The organism is Methanolobus sp. ZRKC4 (assembly GCF_045291305.1).
In the GTDB taxonomy this organism is placed as follows: Archaea; Halobacteriota; Methanosarcinia; order Methanosarcinales; family Methanosarcinaceae; genus Methanolobus.
In genome coordinates this window covers 1560118-1580042 of sequence record NZ_CP146983.1, presented here as the reverse complement: position 1 = coordinate 1580042, position 19925 = coordinate 1560118, and the positions used below count along the sequence as shown (strand labels likewise).

16 protein-coding genes and 1 pseudogene are annotated in these 19925 nt (G+C 41.3%); 11 read left to right on the top strand and 6 right to left on the bottom strand.

The window, feature by feature from the left end:
* The first annotated feature begins 103 nt into the window (after positions 1–103).
* From gyrB to V7O67_RS08210, 5 genes are all read left to right on the top strand, one after another.
* Positions 104–2008 carry a DNA topoisomerase (ATP-hydrolyzing) subunit B gene (gene gyrB, locus V7O67_RS08230; protein ID WP_406669839.1) on the top strand — a complete coding sequence of 635 codons (1905 nt, stop codon included), beginning with the start codon at positions 104–106 and terminating at the stop codon, positions 2006–2008.
* Between the two features lie 11 nt (positions 2009–2019).
* Entirely contained in the window at positions 2020–4533 is a 2514-nt protein-coding gene (gene gyrA / locus V7O67_RS08225) for a DNA gyrase subunit A (protein ID WP_406669838.1), read from the top strand.
* 91 nt (positions 4534–4624) lie between these two features.
* Positions 4625–5521, top strand: a complete 897-nt coding sequence (gene pdxS / locus V7O67_RS08220) for a pyridoxal 5'-phosphate synthase lyase subunit PdxS (protein ID WP_406656999.1) — start codon at positions 4625–4627, stop codon at positions 5519–5521.
* 47 nt (positions 5522–5568) lie between these two features.
* On the top strand, positions 5569–6162 hold the full coding sequence (pdxT, locus tag V7O67_RS08215; protein ID WP_406657000.1) for a pyridoxal 5'-phosphate synthase glutaminase subunit PdxT: 594 nt from the start codon (positions 5569–5571) through the stop codon (positions 6160–6162).
* 143 nt (positions 6163–6305) lie between these two features.
* Entirely contained in the window at positions 6306–6713 is a 408-nt protein-coding gene (locus V7O67_RS08210; RefSeq protein WP_406657019.1) for a pyridoxamine 5'-phosphate oxidase family protein, read from the top strand.
* 299 nt (positions 6714–7012) lie between these two features.
* On the opposite strand, the gene V7O67_RS08205 is transcribed toward V7O67_RS08210, so the two are convergent.
* The 3 genes and pseudogenes from V7O67_RS08205 to V7O67_RS08195 all read right to left on the bottom strand — a co-directional run.
* On the bottom strand, positions 7013–7483 hold the full coding sequence (locus V7O67_RS08205; protein WP_342305336.1) for a hypothetical protein: 471 nt from the start codon (positions 7481–7483) through the stop codon (positions 7013–7015).
* A gap of 139 nt (positions 7484–7622) precedes the next feature.
* Positions 7623–9152, bottom strand: coding sequence for a zinc ribbon domain-containing protein (locus V7O67_RS08200; protein ID WP_342305337.1), 1530 nt, complete (start codon positions 9150–9152; stop codon positions 7623–7625).
* A gap of 827 nt (positions 9153–9979) precedes the next feature.
* Positions 9980–10549: pseudogene (locus tag V7O67_RS08195) on the bottom strand (SPFH domain-containing protein); the annotation flags it as partial.
* A 123-nt stretch (positions 10550–10672) separates the two neighbouring features.
* Between V7O67_RS08195 and V7O67_RS08190 the strand changes: the two are divergent.
* From V7O67_RS08190 to V7O67_RS08165, 6 genes are all read left to right on the top strand, one after another.
* Complete coding sequence (locus V7O67_RS08190; RefSeq protein WP_342305339.1) at positions 10673–10828, top strand: hypothetical protein; 156 nt, start codon at positions 10673–10675, stop codon at positions 10826–10828.
* Positions 10828–11397: a hypothetical protein gene (locus V7O67_RS08185; RefSeq protein ID WP_342305340.1), complete on the top strand. Its 570-nt coding sequence runs from the start codon at positions 10828–10830 to the stop codon at positions 11395–11397. The genes V7O67_RS08190 and V7O67_RS08185 overlap by 1 nt, the downstream gene beginning before the upstream one ends.
* Positions 11398–11450: 53 nt before the next feature.
* Positions 11451–12614, top strand: coding sequence for an ATP-binding protein (locus V7O67_RS08180; RefSeq protein WP_342305341.1), 1164 nt, complete (start codon positions 11451–11453; stop codon positions 12612–12614).
* 5 nt (positions 12615–12619) lie between these two features.
* Complete coding sequence (locus V7O67_RS08175) at positions 12620–14353, top strand: zinc ribbon domain-containing protein (RefSeq protein ID WP_342305342.1); 1734 nt, start codon at positions 12620–12622, stop codon at positions 14351–14353.
* A 74-nt stretch (positions 14354–14427) separates the two neighbouring features.
* The gene (locus tag V7O67_RS08170) at positions 14428–15690 is read left to right on the top strand and encodes a hypothetical protein (RefSeq protein WP_342305343.1); all 1263 of its coding nucleotides are present in this window, start codon (positions 14428–14430) and stop codon (positions 15688–15690) included.
* A 166-nt stretch (positions 15691–15856) separates the two neighbouring features.
* Complete coding sequence (locus V7O67_RS08165; RefSeq protein ID WP_406669837.1) at positions 15857–17077, top strand: hypothetical protein; 1221 nt, start codon at positions 15857–15859, stop codon at positions 17075–17077.
* A 23-nt stretch (positions 17078–17100) separates the two neighbouring features.
* On the opposite strand, the gene V7O67_RS08160 is transcribed toward V7O67_RS08165, so the two are convergent.
* The 3 genes from V7O67_RS08160 to ndk form a co-directional block, all read right to left on the bottom strand.
* The gene (locus V7O67_RS08160; RefSeq protein ID WP_406669836.1) at positions 17101–17517 is read right to left on the bottom strand and encodes a 30S ribosomal protein S6e; all 417 of its coding nucleotides are present in this window, start codon (positions 17515–17517) and stop codon (positions 17101–17103) included.
* Positions 17518–17587: 70 nt separating this feature from the next.
* Positions 17588–19363 carry a translation initiation factor IF-2 gene (gene infB, locus V7O67_RS08155; protein WP_406669835.1) on the bottom strand — a complete coding sequence of 592 codons (1776 nt, stop codon included), beginning with the start codon at positions 19361–19363 and terminating at the stop codon, positions 17588–17590.
* Positions 19364–19468: 105 nt separating this feature from the next.
* Entirely contained in the window at positions 19469–19918 is a 450-nt protein-coding gene (gene ndk, locus V7O67_RS08150; protein ID WP_406657031.1) for a nucleoside-diphosphate kinase, read from the bottom strand.
* Between the last annotated feature and the right edge of the window lie 7 nt (positions 19919–19925).

Here is a 19925-nt window from a genome sequence, read left to right as displayed (position 1 = left end):
CTTAGACTATATTTTTGAGGGACGACTAAGTATACATTTTAGACATATTTGATTAGACTTTATTTATGTGGTAATTATGAATTTTTCACGGAGCGGTATTTAAATGAGTGAAAAACAGGGCTATGATGCAAGTAATATTCAGGTCCTTGAAGGGCTCGAGGCTGTTCGCAAGAGACCCAGTATGTATATAGGCAGTATCGATGGCAGGGGCCTGCATCATCTGGTATATGAAGTTGTGGACAACAGTATTGATGAGGCACTGGCAGGGTACTGTTCCCAAATAGATGTGACCATAAATCCAGAGGGAACTATCACGGTACAAGACGATGGTCGTGGAATTCCTGTGGGAATGCATTCAAAATACAGGAAATCAGCACTTGAGGTCGTAATGACAGTTCTCCACGCAGGAGGAAAGTTTGATAAGGACACTTACAAGGTTTCCGGTGGTTTGCATGGTGTAGGTGTTTCTGTTGTTAACGCACTCTCTGAGTGGATGGAAGTTGAGGTCAAGCGTGATGGAAAGATTCATTTCCAGCGCTATGAGCGTGGGAAGCCTCTGGATGAAGTGCTAGAGATCGGTGAAACGGATGGTACTGGAACAAAAGCCACGTTCATGCCTGATACTAAAATATTTGAAACTGTCAAATTTACTTATGATACCCTGGTGACAAGACTGCGTGAACTTGCATTCCTCAACCGAGGTTTAAAGATAAGCATAGCAAATCACAGGGACGAAGAACTAGTCGAAGAAGTATTTGAGTACGAGGGTGGCATAGTTTCTTTCGTAGAACATCTTAATCATAATCGCAATGCTCTACATGATTCTCCCATTTACTTTGAACGTGAGAAAGAGGGAACTGCTGTTGAGATTTCCATGCAGTACACTGACAGTTATGCCGAGTATGTATACTCCTTTGCAAATAACATCAACACCCATGAAGGTGGTACTCACCTTGTTGGTTTTAAGGCTGCCCTGACAAGAGTTGCAAACGACTACATCAAAAAGAACAAGATGGGAAAGGGTGATGTCAAACTCTCAGGTGAGGATATACGTGAAGGCCTTACATCTATCATCAGTGTTAAGCTGACCGAACCGCAGTTCGAGGGGCAGACCAAGACAAAGCTCGGAAACAGTGAGGTTAAGGGAATCGTTGAATCCATGGTATCCGAAGGTCTTTCCGAGTACCTGGAAGAGAATCCAAAAGTTGCTACGGCTATACTCCAGAAAGCACTGGATGCTCAGCGTGCAAGGGAAGCTGCGAAAAAGGCAAGAGAACTTACCCGGCGAAAGAGTGCCCTTGATGTTAGTACACTACCGGGAAAGCTTGCGGATTGTTCCGAGAAGGACCCCTCCCTCTGTGAAGTATACCTAGTTGAGGGAGACTCTGCAGGTGGCTCTGCAAAACAGGGACGTGACAGGAAGTTCCAGGCAATTTTACCTTTCAGGGGTAAGATAATCAACGTTGAGAAGGCACGTCTTGCCAAGGTGCTGAAGAACAATGAAATACTTTCTCTCATAACTGCCATGGGTACCGGAATCGGTGATGAATACAATCTTGAAAAAGCCCGCTATCACAAAGTCATAATAATGACTGATGCGGATGTAGACGGAGCTCATATACGAACTCTTATTCTTACTTTCTTCTTCAGGCACATGAAGCCATTGATAGATGCCGGTTATGTCTATATAGCACAGCCTCCGCTGTATCGCCTGAAGAAAGGCAAGATAGAACATTACGTTTATTCCGACAGGGAAAAAGATACCAAACTGAAAGAAATTGGTGAGAAGGGTGTTTCTATCCAGCGTTACAAGGGTCTTGGTGAGATGAATCCTGAACAACTCTGGGAGACTACTATGGATCCGGATACCAGAACACTGCTACAGGTAACTATGGAAGATGCAGTAGCTGCAGATGAGATGTTCTCCATTCTAATGGGAGATGATGTGGCCCCACGTAAGCATTTCATCACGACACATGCAAAGGATGTCACAAATCTGGACTTGTGAGGTGAACAAAAATGGCAGATAATATTGATAATGAAAATATTCAGGACAAAGACTCTCCGGATAACCCTGAAGATGAAGTCTCCTTTGACATCCAGCCTACGGACACAGGTGAAAGAATACTTCCTGTTCTCATTGAAGATGAGATGAAGAGCTCCTTCATGGATTATGCGATGAGTGTTATTGTGAGCCGTGCCTTGCCAGATGCAAAGGATGGCCTTAAGCCTGTTCATCGCAGGATTCTCTATGCAATGAAAGAGGCAGGCATAACTCATGACAAGGCTTACAAGAAGTCTGCCCGTGTAGTGGGAGACGTTCTCGGTAAATATCACCCACATGGTGATAGTGCAGTCTATGATTCGCTTGTGAGAATGGTGCAGGATTTTTCCCTGCGTTATCCGCTTATTGACGGCCAGGGTAACTTCGGCTCAATTGATGGTGATTCCGCAGCAGCCATGCGTTATACTGAAACGCGCATGGATAAGATTGCAGATGAGATTCTAATCGATCTTGATAAGAATACGGTGTCTACCAGACCTAATTATGATGGTTCGCTGGAAGAACCAACTGTGCTGCCGGCAAAATTGCCAAATCTACTCATCAACGGCTCTACAGGTATTGCTGTTGGTATGGCAACCAATATGGCACCTCATAACCTTACAGAGGTCATTGATGCAACTTTAATGCTTATTGATGATTCCGAAGTGACAATTCCTCAATTGATGACAGCGGTCAAAGGACCTGATTTCCCTACCGCCGGTATCATACTTGGCACTCAGGGAATAAAGTCAGCCTATGAAACTGGTCGTGGAAAAGTAAGGATCAGAGCTGTGGCAGAGATCGAGGAGATCAAAAAAGACAAATATGCTATAATTGTCACCGAGCTTCCCTATCAGGTTAACAAGTCCAAACTCATAGAGGATATAGCTTCACTGGTACGAGACAAAAAAATTGTAGGTATTTCCGATCTGCGTGATGAATCTGACCGCGATGGTATTCGTATCATGGTGGAGCTTACCCGTAGTACAAATCCTAATGTAGTGCTCAACCAGCTCTACAAGCATACTCAAATGCAGACGACCTTCGGTATCATTAACCTTGCTTTGGTGGATGACATTCCAAGGGAGCTGGGCCTGAAAGAAATTTTGCAGATATATCTTGAGCACCGGATTGATGTTATCCAGAAACGTACTCAGTTCCAGCTTAATAAAGCTGAGGAAAGGGCTCACATTTTAAGAGGTTTGAAGATCGCTCTTGATCACCTGGATGAAGTAATATCCCTGATCAGGTCTTCAAAGGATGTGGAAACAGCTCGTAATGGACTTATAGAGAAATTCGGTCTTGATGAGATACAGGCAAAAGCTATCCTTGACATGCGTTTGCAAAAGCTGACAGGACTTGAAAGGCAGAAGATTGATGACGAGTACAATGATCTCATGAAACTCATTGCTGATCTGAAGGAAATCCTTGCCAGTGATGAAAAGAAGTATGCAATTATCGTATCCGAACTCAATGACCTTAAAGAACGGTTCGGTGATGCAAGAAGGACCCTGATCAATGGAACTGTCGAAGAGCTGGAAGATGAGGATCTCATCCCTGATGAAGATGTGGTTGTGACCATTACCAACAGCGGTTACATAAAGCGTCTTCCTGTGGATACCTATTCCAAGCAGCATAGGGGTGGTAAAGGTGTCATTGGCATGGATACCAAGGACGAGGATTTTGTTACCGATATCTTCGTAGCATCAACACACAATTATATTCTGTTCTTTACTAACAGGGGAAGAGTGCACTGGCAGAAGGTGTACGGAATACCCGAAGGCAGCAGGCAGTCTCGTGGCAAGGCGATAGTTAATCTCCTCGAATTAGGGGAGGGTGAATTCGTCACTGCAATGATACCCGTGAGCAAATTCGTAGAGGACAGCTATCTTTTCATGGCAACCCGTATGGGTACTGTTAAGAAGAGTCAGCTTTCGGACTTCAGCAACCCGAGGAAGGGCGGCATAATTGCCCTGAAACTGGATGATGATGATGCACTTCTGAATGTCACACTGACAGACGGCTCAAAGGATATCGTGCTTGTTTCAAGGCACGGTAAGGCCATAAGGTTCTCTGAGAATGACGTGCGTCCAATGGGTCGTGGTGCACGCGGAGTTCGGGGAATGAAGCTTGAGGCACATGATGCCGTTGTCAGCCTTGATATTGTGGATGAAGCTGCATCACTTCTTACGGTAACGGAGAACGGCTTTGGAAAAAGGACTGAGTTCGGGGAATACCGAACCATGCGCAGAGGTGGACAGGGAGTAATCACTATCGTAACCAGTCTACGCAACGGTCCGGTCATCAATGTTAAGTCCGTAAAAGCTGATGATGAGATAATGCTGACCAGCTCAGAGGGTATTATCATCCGTATTCCTGTGAGGGATATACGTGTTCAGGGACGTAACACCCAGGGAGTCAAGATAATGGATGTGCGTACCGGTGATAAGGTGGTCGGAGTTGCGAGAATAAGAGCTGATGAACAATGATGTAAATGCTTTTAAGCATAAACCTTATTTAATAGTCTACAATCTGGAAAGCGATTCAGAATAATTGTTGAGTAATTATCAGGATGATATTATGGAACTCGAAAAATTGAGACATGGTACTGAACTTATAAAGCGTGGTTTTGCAAAGATGCAAAAGGGTGGCGTGATCATGGATGTCACAAACCCTGAACAGGCACGCATTGCAGAAGAAGCCGGAGCTGTTGCTGTCATGGCACTTCAGGCTGTCCCTGCTGATATCAGAAAAGCTGGTGGTGTTGCCCGGATGGCTGACCCACAGATGGTAGCAGAGATCATTGACACTGTTACTATTCCCGTAATGGCTAAGGCACGTATCGGTCACTTCGTAGAGGCGGAAATCCTCCAGTCTCTTGGTGCTGACATGGTTGATGAGTCTGAAGTACTGACACCTGCTGATAATAAGTATCACATTGACAAGACTGAGTTCACTGTTCCATTCGTATGTGGTGCAAGAAACCTCGGAGAAGCCTTACGCAGGATTAACGAAGGTGCTGCAATGATACGTACTAAGGGTGAAGCAGGAACCGGTGATGTGAGCGAGGCAGTTAAGCACATGAAACAGATCATGGGTGAGGTCCGTGCACTCAAAGGTATGACAAAGGAAGAGATGATTGCTGTTGCACGTGAGATTGAAGCTCCGATAGAGCTTGTTATCGAAACTGCAAACCTTCAGAGACTTCCGGTAGTTAACTTCGCAGCTGGTGGCGTTGCAACACCTGCCGATGCAGCTCTTATGATGCGCCTGGGTGCTGATGGTGTTTTTGTCGGATCCGGAATATTCAAGGCAGAGAATCCCGAGAAGATGGCAAAGGCTATCGTTGAGGCCGTGAACAACTATGATAATCCTGAAGTCCTTGCTGATATATCAAAGGGTATCGGTTCAGGCATGAAGGGTATCAGTGTTGATACTATTCCGGAAGAGCAGGCTTTACAGACACGTGGATGGTAAGTCTTAGGTTTCCATCCTTACTTCTTTTTTTATAAAACGGTGTTTTAATGCGCATAGGTGTTATTGCTATTCAGGGTGACGTTTCAGAACATGTTGATGCCCTCAAAAGAGCGCTTGATGAGCGCAGGCTGGTGGCCGAGGTAGTCACAATCAAACATAAGGGCATTGTTCCGGAATGTGATGCACTCATTCTTCCGGGAGGAGAAAGCACAACCCTTGGAAAACTGCTGATACGTGAGGGCATTGCAGAAGAGATACAGGATATGAAGGATGCCGGAAAACCCATTATGGGCACCTGTGCAGGTCTCATATTGCTTGCGAAAAAGGGTGATGAACAGGTAGCAAAGACACACCAGCATCTGCTTGGTCTGATGGACACAAGAGTGAATAGAAATGCATTCGGAAGACAGCGTGATTCTTTCGAAACAGAGCTCGAACTTCCATTCCTCGACAGTCCGTATAATGCTGTTTTCATCCGGGCACCGGGAATTGTGGAAGCCGGGAAAGATGTCACTGTGCTGGCAAGGATTGATGATATGATTATAGCCGCAGAGCAGGAAAATGTCCTGGCACTGGCTTTCCATCCTGAACTGACTCCTGATTCAAGGGTGCACCAGTATTTTCTGGACAAATTGTTCTAATCCTTTTTTTTATTTCACATTTTTATTTTTTCTTTGACATATAGTCTTTTTATCATTCAGGAATATCACTGATGAAAAAGTTTAAGCTGCATCAGCGTGTACACTAACTGTAATGTTAATTTTGATATTCAGAGGCGACATTAATGGTAAAATTAACAGATGAGATGAAAGCAGAATTCGCAAAGATGAAGATATTCCCGTTCGCAACCGCTTCAAAAGATGGTATGCCAAACGTTATTCCTATAGGTATGTGCTTCCTTCAGGAAGATGCAGAAACTATATGGATTGTTGACAATTTCTTCCTTAAGACAATAGAAAACCTCAGGGCAAATCCAAAGGGTGCACTCTATGTATGGGGTCCCGAAGTTAAGGGTTGTTTCCAGATAAAGGGTGACATAAAGATCATTGACAGGGGTGAGGAATATGATACCATGAGAAAGATGGTAAAGGCAAAGGGTGAACACTTCCCTGCAAAATTCCTTGTCAAAATGAAGGTAACAGATATCTTTGAGTGCGGTCCGGGTCCAAATGCCGGAAAGAAGTTACTTTAAAAGTAGCTTCAAATTTTTTTATTTCATTTTTGACATCGTTTTAGATAATATGTGTAGCAAATGCTTTGAGTAAAAGCAGAATGTATGTTATGCCCTTTCGAGCATAGCATCATCCGAAGTAGCAATGTTTGGACCGTTATGTCCGACAAAACATAACGACACTTCCTTGGTATGTCTTATATAATAAAGTATCCATCAGAAGATTCTATTAAGTTAAAAAACAGTCAAAAAGATAGGTTTCTAAATAAGTACTATTCAAAAAAGATAACGAGTCTTAAAAAAGAGATATCAGGAAATGTTCATTCACATTCCTCTAAAGAATCTCTAATTGAGGGTATCTTTTCCTGATCGAACAATCCCTCAACTGAATCGCACATTGACAGAATCCTATCAGCATCGGATAGCTCAGGTTCACCATGATAATAATCGTCAATAGAACAAATACCGAATATCTTATCCATAGACCTAATCTCTTTGTTCAATTCTTCCGGTACATCGATAATCATTTCCACAGTATCCATCAAGCAGGTGTAATTGTGATTAAATGGTTCCACGTCATACAAATAACACAAAGCAACAAGATAACGTTCAAGTGCGAGTGAGGATACGTTGAATACAACACTATGATCCTGTCCTTCTGTCTGGAACTGTCTTGCTCTACGAAGGTATGCCTTTGAGTCACGGTATTCCTGTTCAAATTCGTCAAATCTCGACTTTTTTCCATAAATTCCAGCCTCATCTGATAACCTCCTATTGTGATTAAAAAACATACACGTTTTGTAGTATATGCGGAATGTTATTTCCGTATCATATTATTTAAATTTTGTGTTTATGTAGTTCAACAAAAGAAAATCAAATAAGACAAAAATCCAGTCCTAATCTAGGAAGAATAACTCTTTAAAACAATTATTAATCAAGTTTCTGCCCACAATTAATACAGAACTTTTCACTGCCAGCAACTTCCCGTCCACACTGAGGACACGTTCTTTTACCGTTACCAATATTCGAGCGCTGAATAACACTGTCCTGTATTGTGGTGTTGCTTATATTATACTGGGTTACAGAATCATCAACAAAAAGTTTGATATCAGTTCTTTTTTCAATCTCTTCAAGTATCTTATGATAGAAACCTGTAAGCGCTTCTTCTTTTTCAGCCCATGCTTTTACTATTAGCCTTGATTTACGTTTACCCACCACTTCAACATATGCAGCATACTTCAAACCAGCCACACCTTCGCCGTAAAACCTTGCCACACCGGTGAACAGTTGTTGTGTGGACGTTACCTCAGGTACTATCATAAACATGTTCATATCTTTCAGGATGCGTGTGGCCATATCAAAAAGGTTCTCAGCCGGAATTACAAGATCCTTGGTATCTTCTTCTGCAATCATCATAGAACTGATATTTAGTCTCCATTCAGCCTCATCGACCTCTTTAACCTTGAGCACCGGGCAGACTATATCCACCATTTTGTTACTAAGATCGAACTGAACATGCTTTTTCTGTATGTAATCATAATAACGAATATTTCCTGCCAATATACAATTCCCGCACTCACCAGTTGGCCTGATCAAAAAAGTTGCAGTTTTTCCCTCCCTTGGCTGAAGCATAGGTATTGTCTTCTGATTATCCTTGATGCAGAAGACCTCGGGAACAAAGAGACTTATGGTTATATCACCCATCGGCTCTTCTGAAGTGTTTTCAACCTTGATCTTGTAAAGAATATTTGCGCCTTTGTACTGGAGAGCTGATTTGATTACCACAGGGTCACGTTTTGAAGTTGCTGTCGTCACAATTCCAGCTTCAGTATTTACAGCTGTTTTTGAACTCTTCTCTTTCCCATATGAAGAGGAAAACGCAGCTTTCTTTTTTTCCTTTTTGAGAGCTTTTTTATCTTTGCCTTTCTTTGATACTTTACGCATCAGTAAAACTGCCACAATAACTACGGCAAGAATTGCAAATATTTCATATAATTTATCTTCTGCAGAAGTATCGGAGTAATAGGAAGAATCCGCATAGTCAGTTGAGTAATCAAGCTGCTGGTCATCTGCATTTTCATCGTAAGTAACGGTATAATCAGGATAGATGTAGGTATCTGAAAGAACTACGTAATCATAACCATAGAATGAATCATAATATACATCATCAATTTTGAATTGAAGGGTCAAATGGTCATCCTGGTAAGAAAAGTACCCCCCTCGCGAGTAATACTGGTCCCAGACCATAGTGTCATAATATGACACCACAAATCTTACAGTTTCATCGTAGGTATCAATATCCATTACAGTCAGGTAGTAACCATCCTGAATCTCTGCTATCTCACCTTCAGAAAGTGTAATTTCATAGTCGTCTGCAAATGCAGAACCAGCATTCAGGCAAAAGATGCTGCATGCAAGAAGCAGTATAATCAGAGCTTTGGAAGATTTTTGTACCAACATTTCACCTTTATCTTTCCATATTACTGTTTTACTGTTTTTAGCCTTAGTGATATTTAACCTTCGCTTAAAAAAAGTAAGTATGAACTAAGTTCATACAATCAGTATCAAATATCAGTAAGTTTTTTACCACACTGGCTACAAAAGCTCGATTCGGAAGGAAGTGTTGAACCACAACCTGGACATTTTCTCACGGTTGATGATATCTTGCCCTGCGCTGCCCCCATCAGAGAAGCATCAAGCTCCTTTCTTCGATATGAATCAGCGCGTTCCCTGTCCTCAACTTCCATCATAAAACTAACCTTGTCCTCCTTTGCAACAGCCTCACTCTGTTTGACCTTTGCAAGTGCTTCCAGTTGCTCTGGCGACATACGTCCGTATTCACGACCCTCACTCACAGTCTTGGCGACATCGACTCCACCAGCTTCTGTAATATGTTTGAGGTATTCCATATCACGACCATGATCACGGTCTTTCATGTCCTGTTCGACTTCAAGCTCCGCCCGCATTCCTCGAGCCTTTGCAAGTTTTAATTCTTCCTTAAGGCCAATGGCTTCCCTGGCTTCCCGCATGTCTGCTTCATGTTGCAACCTTTCGATATCAATATCAGACTTGGCATCCCCCAACTTTTGATTGCGTTGAAAATCCCTTTCTGTTGAAATTGTTGCATGACCTGCACGTATTTCTGCTACTTCTTCTCTTCCCCTGCGCTCAGAATACCCCTCTGTTGTAAGAGTATCAAGCTCAGCAAGTTCTTCCTTTGTCTGAAAATCATTGGTCGCCTGCATAACCTTTCCATAAGAACCAAGGTCCCACTGGACTGTATATTTCAGCATTTCCAGCCCCCACATAGACAATGTGGACCGAACCCTCATTTCAAGCTCGTTCTCTATATTAAGGCAAAGGTTCCTGTTCCCATACAGTTTTTCTATGTCTTCCTGCCTGACCTCAGGTTCAAGGACAAGGGTAAGCACTTCATCCTCAAGGCGAGAATATATATCCTGTACGGAAAGTACTCGGGTTCCCTTTTTATCAGGTGTTGTATAAGCATAGAGCATCTGGAAGAAACGTTTTGGATCCTGTACCCTGAACCTGAGTAGTCCACTGCAAGCTACCTTCTGATTATCCCTGGTCCATAGTTCGGATTGCGTCCATTGCAAATCCTTTGAAGAGGTGTCCATCAGGACAACATCCACATCTTTCCCAATATTGCCCGGTTTTAAAAGGCCACCAACCTTCAATTTACCGCTGTCTACAATCTCATCAACAACTCCATTCTTTACCATGGCTGCCTTTTCATTCGGAGAGAGGATTACTGCTTTACTGAAAAAACCTCCAACTTCCTTTTTAGGAACCACCCTGGCAACATCATCTGCTTCTCTTTTCCATTTGAACGCCATGATATTTACACCTTTTTTGTTAATGTTTAATTTTTACTTCTATTTAGGTATTGAGGAAGTATTATATATATTGTTTTCCATTGTATACATAAGCATACAAAGCGACGCAAAGTTGGAATAACAATGGCTAATTCGTACCCGGTGAGTGCAAGAATCTCAGAAGACAGTAAACTATATCTGGATACATTAGTAGAAATGGGAATAGCTATCAATAAATCTGAAGCTATGAAACTGTGTATACGATATGCAAAACAGAAAAGAATGGAAGAGGAATTGTAATGGCATTAAAGAATCCATTTAAGAAGGTATCACCCGAAGAGCTGAAAACAAAACTTAGCATTTCCGAGCAAAGACTAACAAGCCGTGAAAAGGAACTGATGAAAAAACAACAGAAATCCAGGGAACAGGCTAAAGAAGCTCTTGCAAATGGAAACGACAGAGAATTCAGAGTTGCATCACGAAGACATTCCCTTGTTGAGGGTCAGGTCAACACCATTAGCAGCATGGTAGAGATGGCACAATCCATGACCGATGTAATTGAGATGCAAACCGGCCTAAAGGAAGTTGTTGAAATTGGCGAGGACCTGGGAAAATGGCAAAAACAACTTGGCTTTGATACCAATAAACTCGAAGGTGCTGTAACAAACATAAGAACCTCCATGGAAAAAGTAAATACAGCAACAAGTATGATGACATCCTCCATGGATGCAGCAATGAGTGGTGGGAATGAACTCTCTGATATGCAGGATTCATTAAGATCAGAACTCCTTGCAGAGCTATCAAGCGAGACACCAGAAAAAGATGAGCTTTCAAAGAAGATCGAATCCGAAATGGCAGATACCGAATAATCTGGAATTTTGTTTTCTGAAATCAGCCAGATTCGTAATTTTGAGGTGCTTATTTGAACTCAGCCATCACATTTGCTGCACAAGCGCGCGGTTATGCAAAAGCTGCAAAGGACCTGGAAGACAGAGGTCAATCTGAAAGAGCGCGTGAATTATACCTGAAAGCTGCCAAGCTCTACAACGATGCTTCCAATATGCTTGGTGATGGTATTGACCGCAACACACAGCGCGACCTTGCAGAACATCTTTTTGCCAGAGCCCAAGCGCTTAAAAGAGGTTCTGCTGTTTTGTCTTCTGACGGAAATAACCAGAGCAGAAAGGATTCCGGAAGCAACGATGAATCTTCTCTTTCAAAAGATGATGTTTTTCTCAAAGAAATGCCTGACATTGGATTTTCAGACATCGGTGGCCTTGAACAGGTGAAAGAGGAAATACGAAAAGCTATAATTTACCCGTTCACACATAAAGAACTCTACAATATGTACGGCCAAAAAGCCGGCGAAGGGATTTTACTATATGGTCCCCCTGGTTGTGGTAAAACCATGATGGCAAAAGCAGCTGCAAAAGAATGCGGAGCTGAGTTCATCAGTGTCAAGACCAGCAGTATTGTAAGTAAATGGGTGGGTGCTTCGGAAAAGAATGTAAAGCAGGTTTTTGACATTGCCCGCAAGGGAAAGAGATCCATTATCTTTTTTGACGAGATTGATTCTATTGCCGGAAGACGCAGTGAAAGTGAAGACTATGCAAAGAGAGTTGTAAACGAACTTTTAGCGCAAATGGATGGTGTGGATACTGATTCTGATAATCTTCTGGTGCTTGCAGCTACAAATGAACCATGGGCAATCGACCCTGCCCTGAGACGCCCGGGGCGTTTCAGCAAACTTGTCTTTGTTCCTGAGCCAGACACTGATGCTAGGATAGCGATTCTAAATATACATTTGAAAAAGCGACCCGTTGATAATGATGTCGATATAAATCGTCTGGCTACAATTACAAATTCCTACTCCGGTGCAGATCTGGCGGCTATATGCAAGGAAGCTGCAGACATTCCACTTGGAGAAGCTTTGAGAGGTAGCGAACCAAGAAAAATAAGACTTCAGGACTTCGAAGCCGTATTACAAAAGAGAAAACCATCCATCGTTAGCTGGTATATAGAAGCCAGATCCTCTATCCAGAAGACTGGTGAAGAAGATGTCTTTTCTGAACTACTAAAAAAGTGATTCTAATGCCGCTGAAATGGTCATATTTCGACCCCCGTGATAACCTGCGTATAGGTATTTACATAGGCCTCTTCTTTGGTCTAGGAGGAGGATTTCCCCGTATAATAGCAAGTGGAATGATAGGGTTTATACTTGCAGCTATCACTGCATATATTGTTCCAAAAGTGATTAGCGGAAATGCTAAAAATGAACAAACTGAAGATAGCATTCTTCCCCATGCAATTTTTACAGGAGTTATAATAGCAATATTCGGTGCTTTGGTCTTCTCTTCATTTGAACCAGTTCCTTTAATCGCAATTTTTGTCTGCCCTCTGGTTTCACTTCGATCGGGTTCCAGAGTCAGAACAGCTATAAAAGAAATGAATGCGGAAAAAGAAATCAAAAGAATAAAAAAACTCGAGCACGAAAAACAGATTAATGAAGCACTTAATATTGCCATAGACATACAACAACCTTTGAAAGCAGAAACGGAAAATCCAGTAAAGGTAACCATCATAAATCCTTCTGACATACCAATAACGAACGTCTCAATACGAGCGGAGTGTTCCCGTCTCGTTCGATGTGAAGAAAACGTGGTAAGTATTGACGTTATAAATGCAGAATCATCCGGCTATACTGCTATTTTTCTGTACCCCAGACTTCCAGATAATATCGATCTTGGTAAAATATATGTTTCCTACCTAGTCAATGGAAATTATTATAAAAAGGAGCCTATTGACATAGGAATTTATGAAGTATCAAAAGGCAGCCCAGTAATGGATAGCAATAATCCTGAATTAAGAACTCAGATACAGGTATTCAGGGAAACTGAATTCTACCAGGGTTTTGTCCGTTTGAAAATGTCTGTTAACAATGTATCCGCTCTTGTGGTTAATGATGTAGCATTGGATTTTGATTTTGATGAACACCTTTTCAGGATAGACAGATTTGAACCGATGTATTCCGCAAAGAATGACAAATTGCTACTCGGAAACATAGAAGGTAACAATTCAAAGTCGGTTATGATTTATTTCGATCCCCTCATCTGTTCGAAGTCCTCTGAGATAAAATGCAGAATATTCTACAAGGATGCAAAAGGGAAACTGCAGAACACAGAGATGGAAACAAAAAGAATTGCAGTGACATGTCCTATTATGAAAACAAATTCTAACATAAATATCGGAATGCTTCGGGAACTTTTGGCTGCGCTTCCTTTCAGGGATAGTAAAGTATATCATATCAAATCAGACTTTGATATTGTAACACTTATGAACATGTGTCGCGAGATGGTGCAGCATCATGATATAAGACATGTTCGGACCTTGAGAAACAAAGATGGAAATCATTATGAAACCTGGTACTATGGCAACACAAAGGTGAATGACCATGACATCATCCTGAAGATCACAATCTCTGGAGATACAGGTAGTATCGAACTTTTTGGTGCAACGCAGACAGCCGAGTCACTTGTAGGTATGCTTGCAGAATTCGGTCGTGAACTTTGCAGGGAGATGAAATCGAGTTTGAATGGAAAAAACGATGTTAAGCAGATAGTAAATGTAACCATAAAAGATTCCATAATCCAACGCAGCAACTTGCTGAACTCATGTGATCTTAATGGCAATTGTGAAGACAATGTTATTGTAGAGGATAGCGTGATACAAAAATCAGAGTTTATGGTTAATTATTGTCCTTCATGCGGTTCTAAAATTTCCCAAGGTGCAAACTTTTGCAGTGAATGCGGAATGAAGATTACATAAGACAATTGATTCAATAATATATTTATAATCAAACTTCCATAAACTAATTATTCACTTATGGCTAGGCGATTTAGATGAAATTCGGACCTCTAGAGGATGTAGCTAAATCACTTGCTCATGCGCTTCAGAACAAAGCAGGTGGTCGGAGTGGACTTTTCTTCCAGATATATTCATTTTTATGGATTGTACTTTCCACATACTTGATAGCAAGTCTCATACTATCCATTAATAGTAAACTTGATCTAATATATGCTGCCAGTGCACCGATATACATTTTTCTTCTTTATATCATAATCTACATTTTCTGGACATATGAAAAGAGAGTCGGTATTGAAAGCAGAAGAGTAAAAGAGTTACAAATTGTTGATTCCGTAAATCTAGAATATAAATTTACAGAACCTGCGGAACTCGGATTTAGCAATATGCTTTTCTTCAGGGTAAATAATCCCACTGAAAAAATGATAGAGAACATCTGGATAAGGGCAGCATTTCCCGGAACCATTCGATGCGATAAACCTGTTTTGAATCTTGGAGATATTGAGCCAATCTCTTCGGTGTCGTCTTCTTTCTCTTTTATACCCCTGGTAGCAGGAACTATGTCCATGGGCTATTGTGACCTTTACCTTGAGGTTAACAATAACAAACACCAAAAACATCCAATCTTTTTTGGGAATATTGACATTGTCCATTCATTCTTTGAATTAAAATTTGAGCAACTTGAAACACTTCGACTTGGGCAAAGTTCTACAATATCCATTAAAATGAAAAACACCTTAAATGTTGATCTGATTAATCTGCATGTGAAATCTTCTTTCCCAAAAGGACTGAAATATGATACAGCGTTTTCAGATACAAAGAATATGGCACCTGATTCATCTTATGGCGTCACATATCAGATCATGCCAACAATTGCAGGCATATTGGATATTGGATATTTTGAAATTATATTTACCCTGGGTAACAACAATTGCAAGATAGGCCCCGTGGCTTTTGGAGAGCAACACATACAGATCCCTGATGTGAATGTTAAGATCAATGTTCCTGAAACACTATATAGTGAGGTTGGGAACACACTGAATATTTATGTAGAGAACAGATCGGATGAAACTGTCAGCAATGTTTGCTTTAATAGCTGCTTCTCTTCTTTTGTAGAATGTCAGAATACTGATGCTTGCATACCTGAAATACAGCCACATTCCTCAGCATATACGTCCCTTGCAATAAAACCGATCAACGCTGGAAAAATCGATCTTGGAAACCTCAATTTTTCCTTTGAGGTGAATGAAGTTCTTTGCCAGCAAGAACCCATTGATCTTGGAACACATGAAATAGCATGAATATGCAAAATTAGTCTCCTAATTATTAAATCATAAAACATCTAATTGATAGTTATAAAAATTTGTATTTTAGATGAAGTTGACTATGCTCTAAAATAATCAGGAAACGATAAAGATGGAAGTACTAAAAGACCCCGAAGCTCTGGAAAAGAATAATCGGCAAATTGTGGTCAGGAACCTGAACGATGTTTATAGCTCTATTGAAAAACTTATCCAGCGAACGTATGCACAAAAAGAGACAGACATCAATTTCCAGCTTCGCAATATCAGGACAAATGTATCCCAACTTCTTTCAGATATAAAAAATAAAGAACTTGTTGGATTTTCTGATAGAAAAGGTACATTAGAGGATTTTTACAGGACAGAAAACAACTTGTTGGAAGAATCTGCCACAGTGAAAGACGTTTTCTCCTCACTTGTCAGTCCAACAAAGTCTATTGATATTTTTCTGTTGGAAGATCTTCTTGAGAACTTAAAAAAAGACATTGATCAGCGCATTATTGTAGACAAGAATATGCTCAAAGAGTTCAAACTAAAACAAATGGAAGCAAAGAGTGCAGAACATGTAATCTCCGGTGAGAAACAGATTTCAATTGAAACTGATGATGATGCTTCAATTCCCTCCCAAGTAAAGAATATAGGAAGGTCATCTGGATCTTCAAGCTCCTCCAAAAATATATTAGCGCCTTCAATGAATTCTGGTAGAATAGTTTCAGGTGAAATTAAGAAAAATGTAGAGGAAAGTATCAATACTGAAATGCTTTCAAAACTCTATAATTACATGAACGCACAGGAACACAAATATTCTATACACCAGGCTGAAATATCATTCAATGGAGAATATATCGGAGATAAAAAATGGAAAGTTAACAAATCGGACAAATTCATTTCCGGAAGCATAATGAATACTGTTTTAAAGCCTCTTCTCACATTTGAGACATACTGGCATCCATTTGATGACCTCAGAACTATTATGCAGTTTGTACAGAGAGAAGCAAACGCCGTTCCAAAAGGCCAATATAAAAGTATTTGTATTTTGAATTCAGAGTGGAAAAGTGATATTAAAATCTGGTCACAAAATTATGTACATCCACGCATGATTCTCTATCTTTATAATCTTGAGAATGATGAGTTACTATTTGATAAGAACGTGGAACGTGCAGACCAACTTAAAGTATGGCATAATTTAGATACCTACATAACTCTTGAGAATGAAATTTTATCCCTGATAGAACAAACTGAATCATTTGATGCTGAAGATGTAGCTGAAAACACAGGATTAAGTATCAACGGAGCTAAAAAATTAATTTCAATAATGCTTTCCAGAAACAAAATAATTGATCTGGGATTTGGAACATCCAGCTATACTGGAATTAAAAATAAATAAAAATGCATCAGAGAGTGAGAAACTCACTCTGCTGCTGCTTCAACGTCCTCAGCTGGCTCCTCTTCGCCGCCAAGGATCTTGTCGATTGACTTTTCGCCGTGTTCGACAACAACAGCATTCACCTGGACAATGTCAGGTGCAATTTCTCTTCCACGCATCATCTTTCTGCGGCGTACGCCGTTTGAGACAGGTGCATATCCAACGCCTGATGCAACAAGTACTTTCTGCCTCTTAGGCCCGGGAATGTCAGGTCTCATGACCATTCCACTCTTGTCGCTACCGCCTGTTATTTTCAATGTGTATCCCTGTAATCCTACGATTGAGCCATCAACGGTCTGACCGATGGATTTACCAACCAGTTTGTTAGCTTCTGCTCCGGTGACATCGAATTGATATGCTTTTGTTTTTGGGTCTGAGACCACAACTTTGAAATCTGCCATAATTGATTCTCCTTTAACTATATTTTCCGTTCGTATCTATATGATATTAATGAGTTTTGCATTCCTGTTTTTATTTACCCCAGAAAGGATTTCCTTTCCTTTTGATCTCAAGGAATGCATCCAGTGTCTCTAATTCATCTGCCGTCAGTGAGTCGTAAATTTCATTCTCAAGGGTTTTTGCATGCCTTTCAGGTACGTTCACAAAAAGGAAATCTTCCTCTTTTATTTGTCTTCCCACAGTGGCACCCTCAATTGCAATGGCAACTTCCATGCCAACCCTGGCTTCGGAGATATTCTCTCCTCTTGACTGAATACCTTTGACCTTGCCTACCACAGTTCCGTCAACTGTTGTTACATCAACATTTGTCCTAACCATTCCGCCAATAATTTTCACACCTACTACTGCAGGTTTGCTCTGCCGGAATGTACAGTTTGGCATTATCTGGAACCTTCCTGGTTTTACGATGGTGTCAGACATCTCTTTTTCAGCAAGCTCTTTCTGCTCTTTTACCCAATCCTTGTAATCATCGATGAGTCTGTAAATGACATCATTACGGAAGAGTGTAATGTCACTATCCTGAATCTTCCCTTTTGCATCGGAAAGTACCTTCACGTTGAATCCGATCAGAACTTTGTAGAATGGGTCCTCGATTGCTGAAACTTCCACGATATCCCTGTTGCTGACGTCACCTACATGTGCTTTTCTTATAGGGATCTCTTCTTTCTTGAGCTCATTTACAAGAGCTTCAAGAGAACCTATGGTATCAGCTTTTATTGTGACACCAACAGAATCGGTATCTATCTGAACATCTGCTATCTCGCTTTTTACTTCTGCAGTAATAGCGTCGATGGTTTCCAGACTTACAACCCTTACAGGAGCTCCTGCAAGTGCACCTTCAAGATTCGGAGCTGATATCTTAACACCAACCGCAGCTGTGACTTCAGCTACCTGCTTGAATTTCTCTTCGGCTTTGATTTCCGTAAGAGGACGGGGTTTCAAAAGGGCACGGACTTTTGTCTGTATGGGTTTACCAAGACTGCCGACAATTACCGTATCACCTTTTTTCAGGGTGCCGTCATAGAGAATCACATCAATGGTGGTACCAAGTCCTTTTTCTTCTTTAACTTCCAGGACGGTTCCCACTCCAGGACCATTTGCGTCATAATGTAGGTTGCCTTCAAGGAATCGTTGGGCGAGTCCGAGAAGCACCATCAAAATATCAGGAATACCTTCTCCTGTCATGGCACTTATGGGAACTATTCCTATATTACGCTGGAAATCAGTGACCCTATCGTATCTTTCGGAGTTAAAACCTGCATTGTAAAGCTCTCCTACAACTTCATAGAACTTCCTGTCAAGTTCACTCTTTACACGCTCGCTCTGCTTATTGTACGATACCATGAAAGGAGCATTTTTTTGTGGCTCCCAGCCGTGTATCCTGTCAATTTTGTTCGCAACTACAATAAAAGGAGTCTTGAATCTTTTGAGTATCTGCAGACTCTCAATTGTCTGTGGCATGAATCCTTCGTTAATATCCACTATCACAATTGCAAGGTCGGCAAGTGCTCCTCCACGACTTCTCAATGATGTAAACGCGTGGTGCCCTGGGGTGTCAATAAAAAGAAGTCCGGGTACCATGAACTTGTCTCTCAATGCGGGGTTGCCACATTTATCAACAATTACGTCGATGGGAACCTCGGTTGCACCGATGTGTTGGGTTATAGCGCCTGCTTCACCCTCTGCTACGGTACTGCCCCTTATCCTGTCTAGCAAGGTTGTTTTTCCGTGATCTACATGTCCCATTACAGAAACTATTGGTGTACGTAAATCTTCATTTACAGCCATGAAAAAGCCCCTTCAAAGATATTTAGATGATTGGAAAATAATTTACAGTAAAGGATACTTCAGGATATTTGCCATTATAATTGCAAACATCCCGACTGTCCATACTTATTCGTAGAGGCAAACCTCATCGATCTTTGAATAGTTTGCTATCTCTGATTCTTTGAAGTGAATTGAGATCTCACGGCTTGCTGATTCGGGAGAGTCGGAAGCATGAACTACATTTCTTCCGGTCTCAATAGCGAAGTCTCCTCTAATGGTTCCCGGAAGTGCGTCTACGGGATTTGTTGCCCCATTCACAGCACGCATGATTGCTATAGAATCCTTCCCTTCGACAACCATTGAAACTGAGGGTCCTGATGTAACGTAGTCTATGAGGGATCCAAAGAACGGCTTTTCGGAATGTTCTTTGTAGTGCTCCTTTGCACTTTCCTCGCTCATTACGTTCATTCTCATGGCTGCTATCTTCAGACCGCGTTTCTCGATCCTTGCCACAATCTCCCCAATGAGTCCACGCTGTACTGCATCAGGTTTTATCATAATGTATGTCTGTTCCATATTTGAC

Coding starts and splice junctions, on each gene's coding strand:
- gyrB (WP_406669839.1), top strand. CDS start 104: ATGAGTGAAAAACAGGGCTATGATGCAAGTAATATTCAGGTCCTTGAA.
- gyrA (WP_406669838.1), top strand. CDS start 2,020: ATGGCAGATAATATTGATAATGAAAATATTCAGGACAAAGACTCTCCG.
- pdxS (WP_406656999.1), top strand. CDS start 4,625: ATGGAACTCGAAAAATTGAGACATGGTACTGAACTTATAAAGCGTGGT.
- pdxT (WP_406657000.1), top strand. CDS start 5,569: ATGCGCATAGGTGTTATTGCTATTCAGGGTGACGTTTCAGAACATGTT.
- V7O67_RS08210 (WP_406657019.1), top strand. CDS start 6,306: ATGGTAAAATTAACAGATGAGATGAAAGCAGAATTCGCAAAGATGAAG.
- V7O67_RS08205 (WP_342305336.1), bottom strand. CDS start 7,483: ATGTTTTTTAATCACAATAGGAGGTTATCAGATGAGGCTGGAATTTAT.
- V7O67_RS08200 (WP_342305337.1), bottom strand. CDS start 9,152: ATGTTGGTACAAAAATCTTCCAAAGCTCTGATTATACTGCTTCTTGCA.
- V7O67_RS08190 (WP_342305339.1), top strand. CDS start 10,673: ATGGCTAATTCGTACCCGGTGAGTGCAAGAATCTCAGAAGACAGTAAA.
- V7O67_RS08185 (WP_342305340.1), top strand. CDS start 10,828: ATGGCATTAAAGAATCCATTTAAGAAGGTATCACCCGAAGAGCTGAAA.
- V7O67_RS08175 (WP_342305342.1), top strand. CDS start 12,620: ATGCCGCTGAAATGGTCATATTTCGACCCCCGTGATAACCTGCGTATA.
- V7O67_RS08170 (WP_342305343.1), top strand. CDS start 14,428: ATGAAATTCGGACCTCTAGAGGATGTAGCTAAATCACTTGCTCATGCG.
- V7O67_RS08160 (WP_406669836.1), bottom strand. CDS start 17,517: ATGGCAGATTTCAAAGTTGTGGTCTCAGACCCAAAAACAAAAGCATAT.
- infB (WP_406669835.1), bottom strand. CDS start 19,363: ATGGCTGTAAATGAAGATTTACGTACACCAATAGTTTCTGTAATGGGA.
- ndk (WP_406657031.1), bottom strand. CDS start 19,918: ATGGAACAGACATACATTATGATAAAACCTGATGCAGTACAGCGTGGA.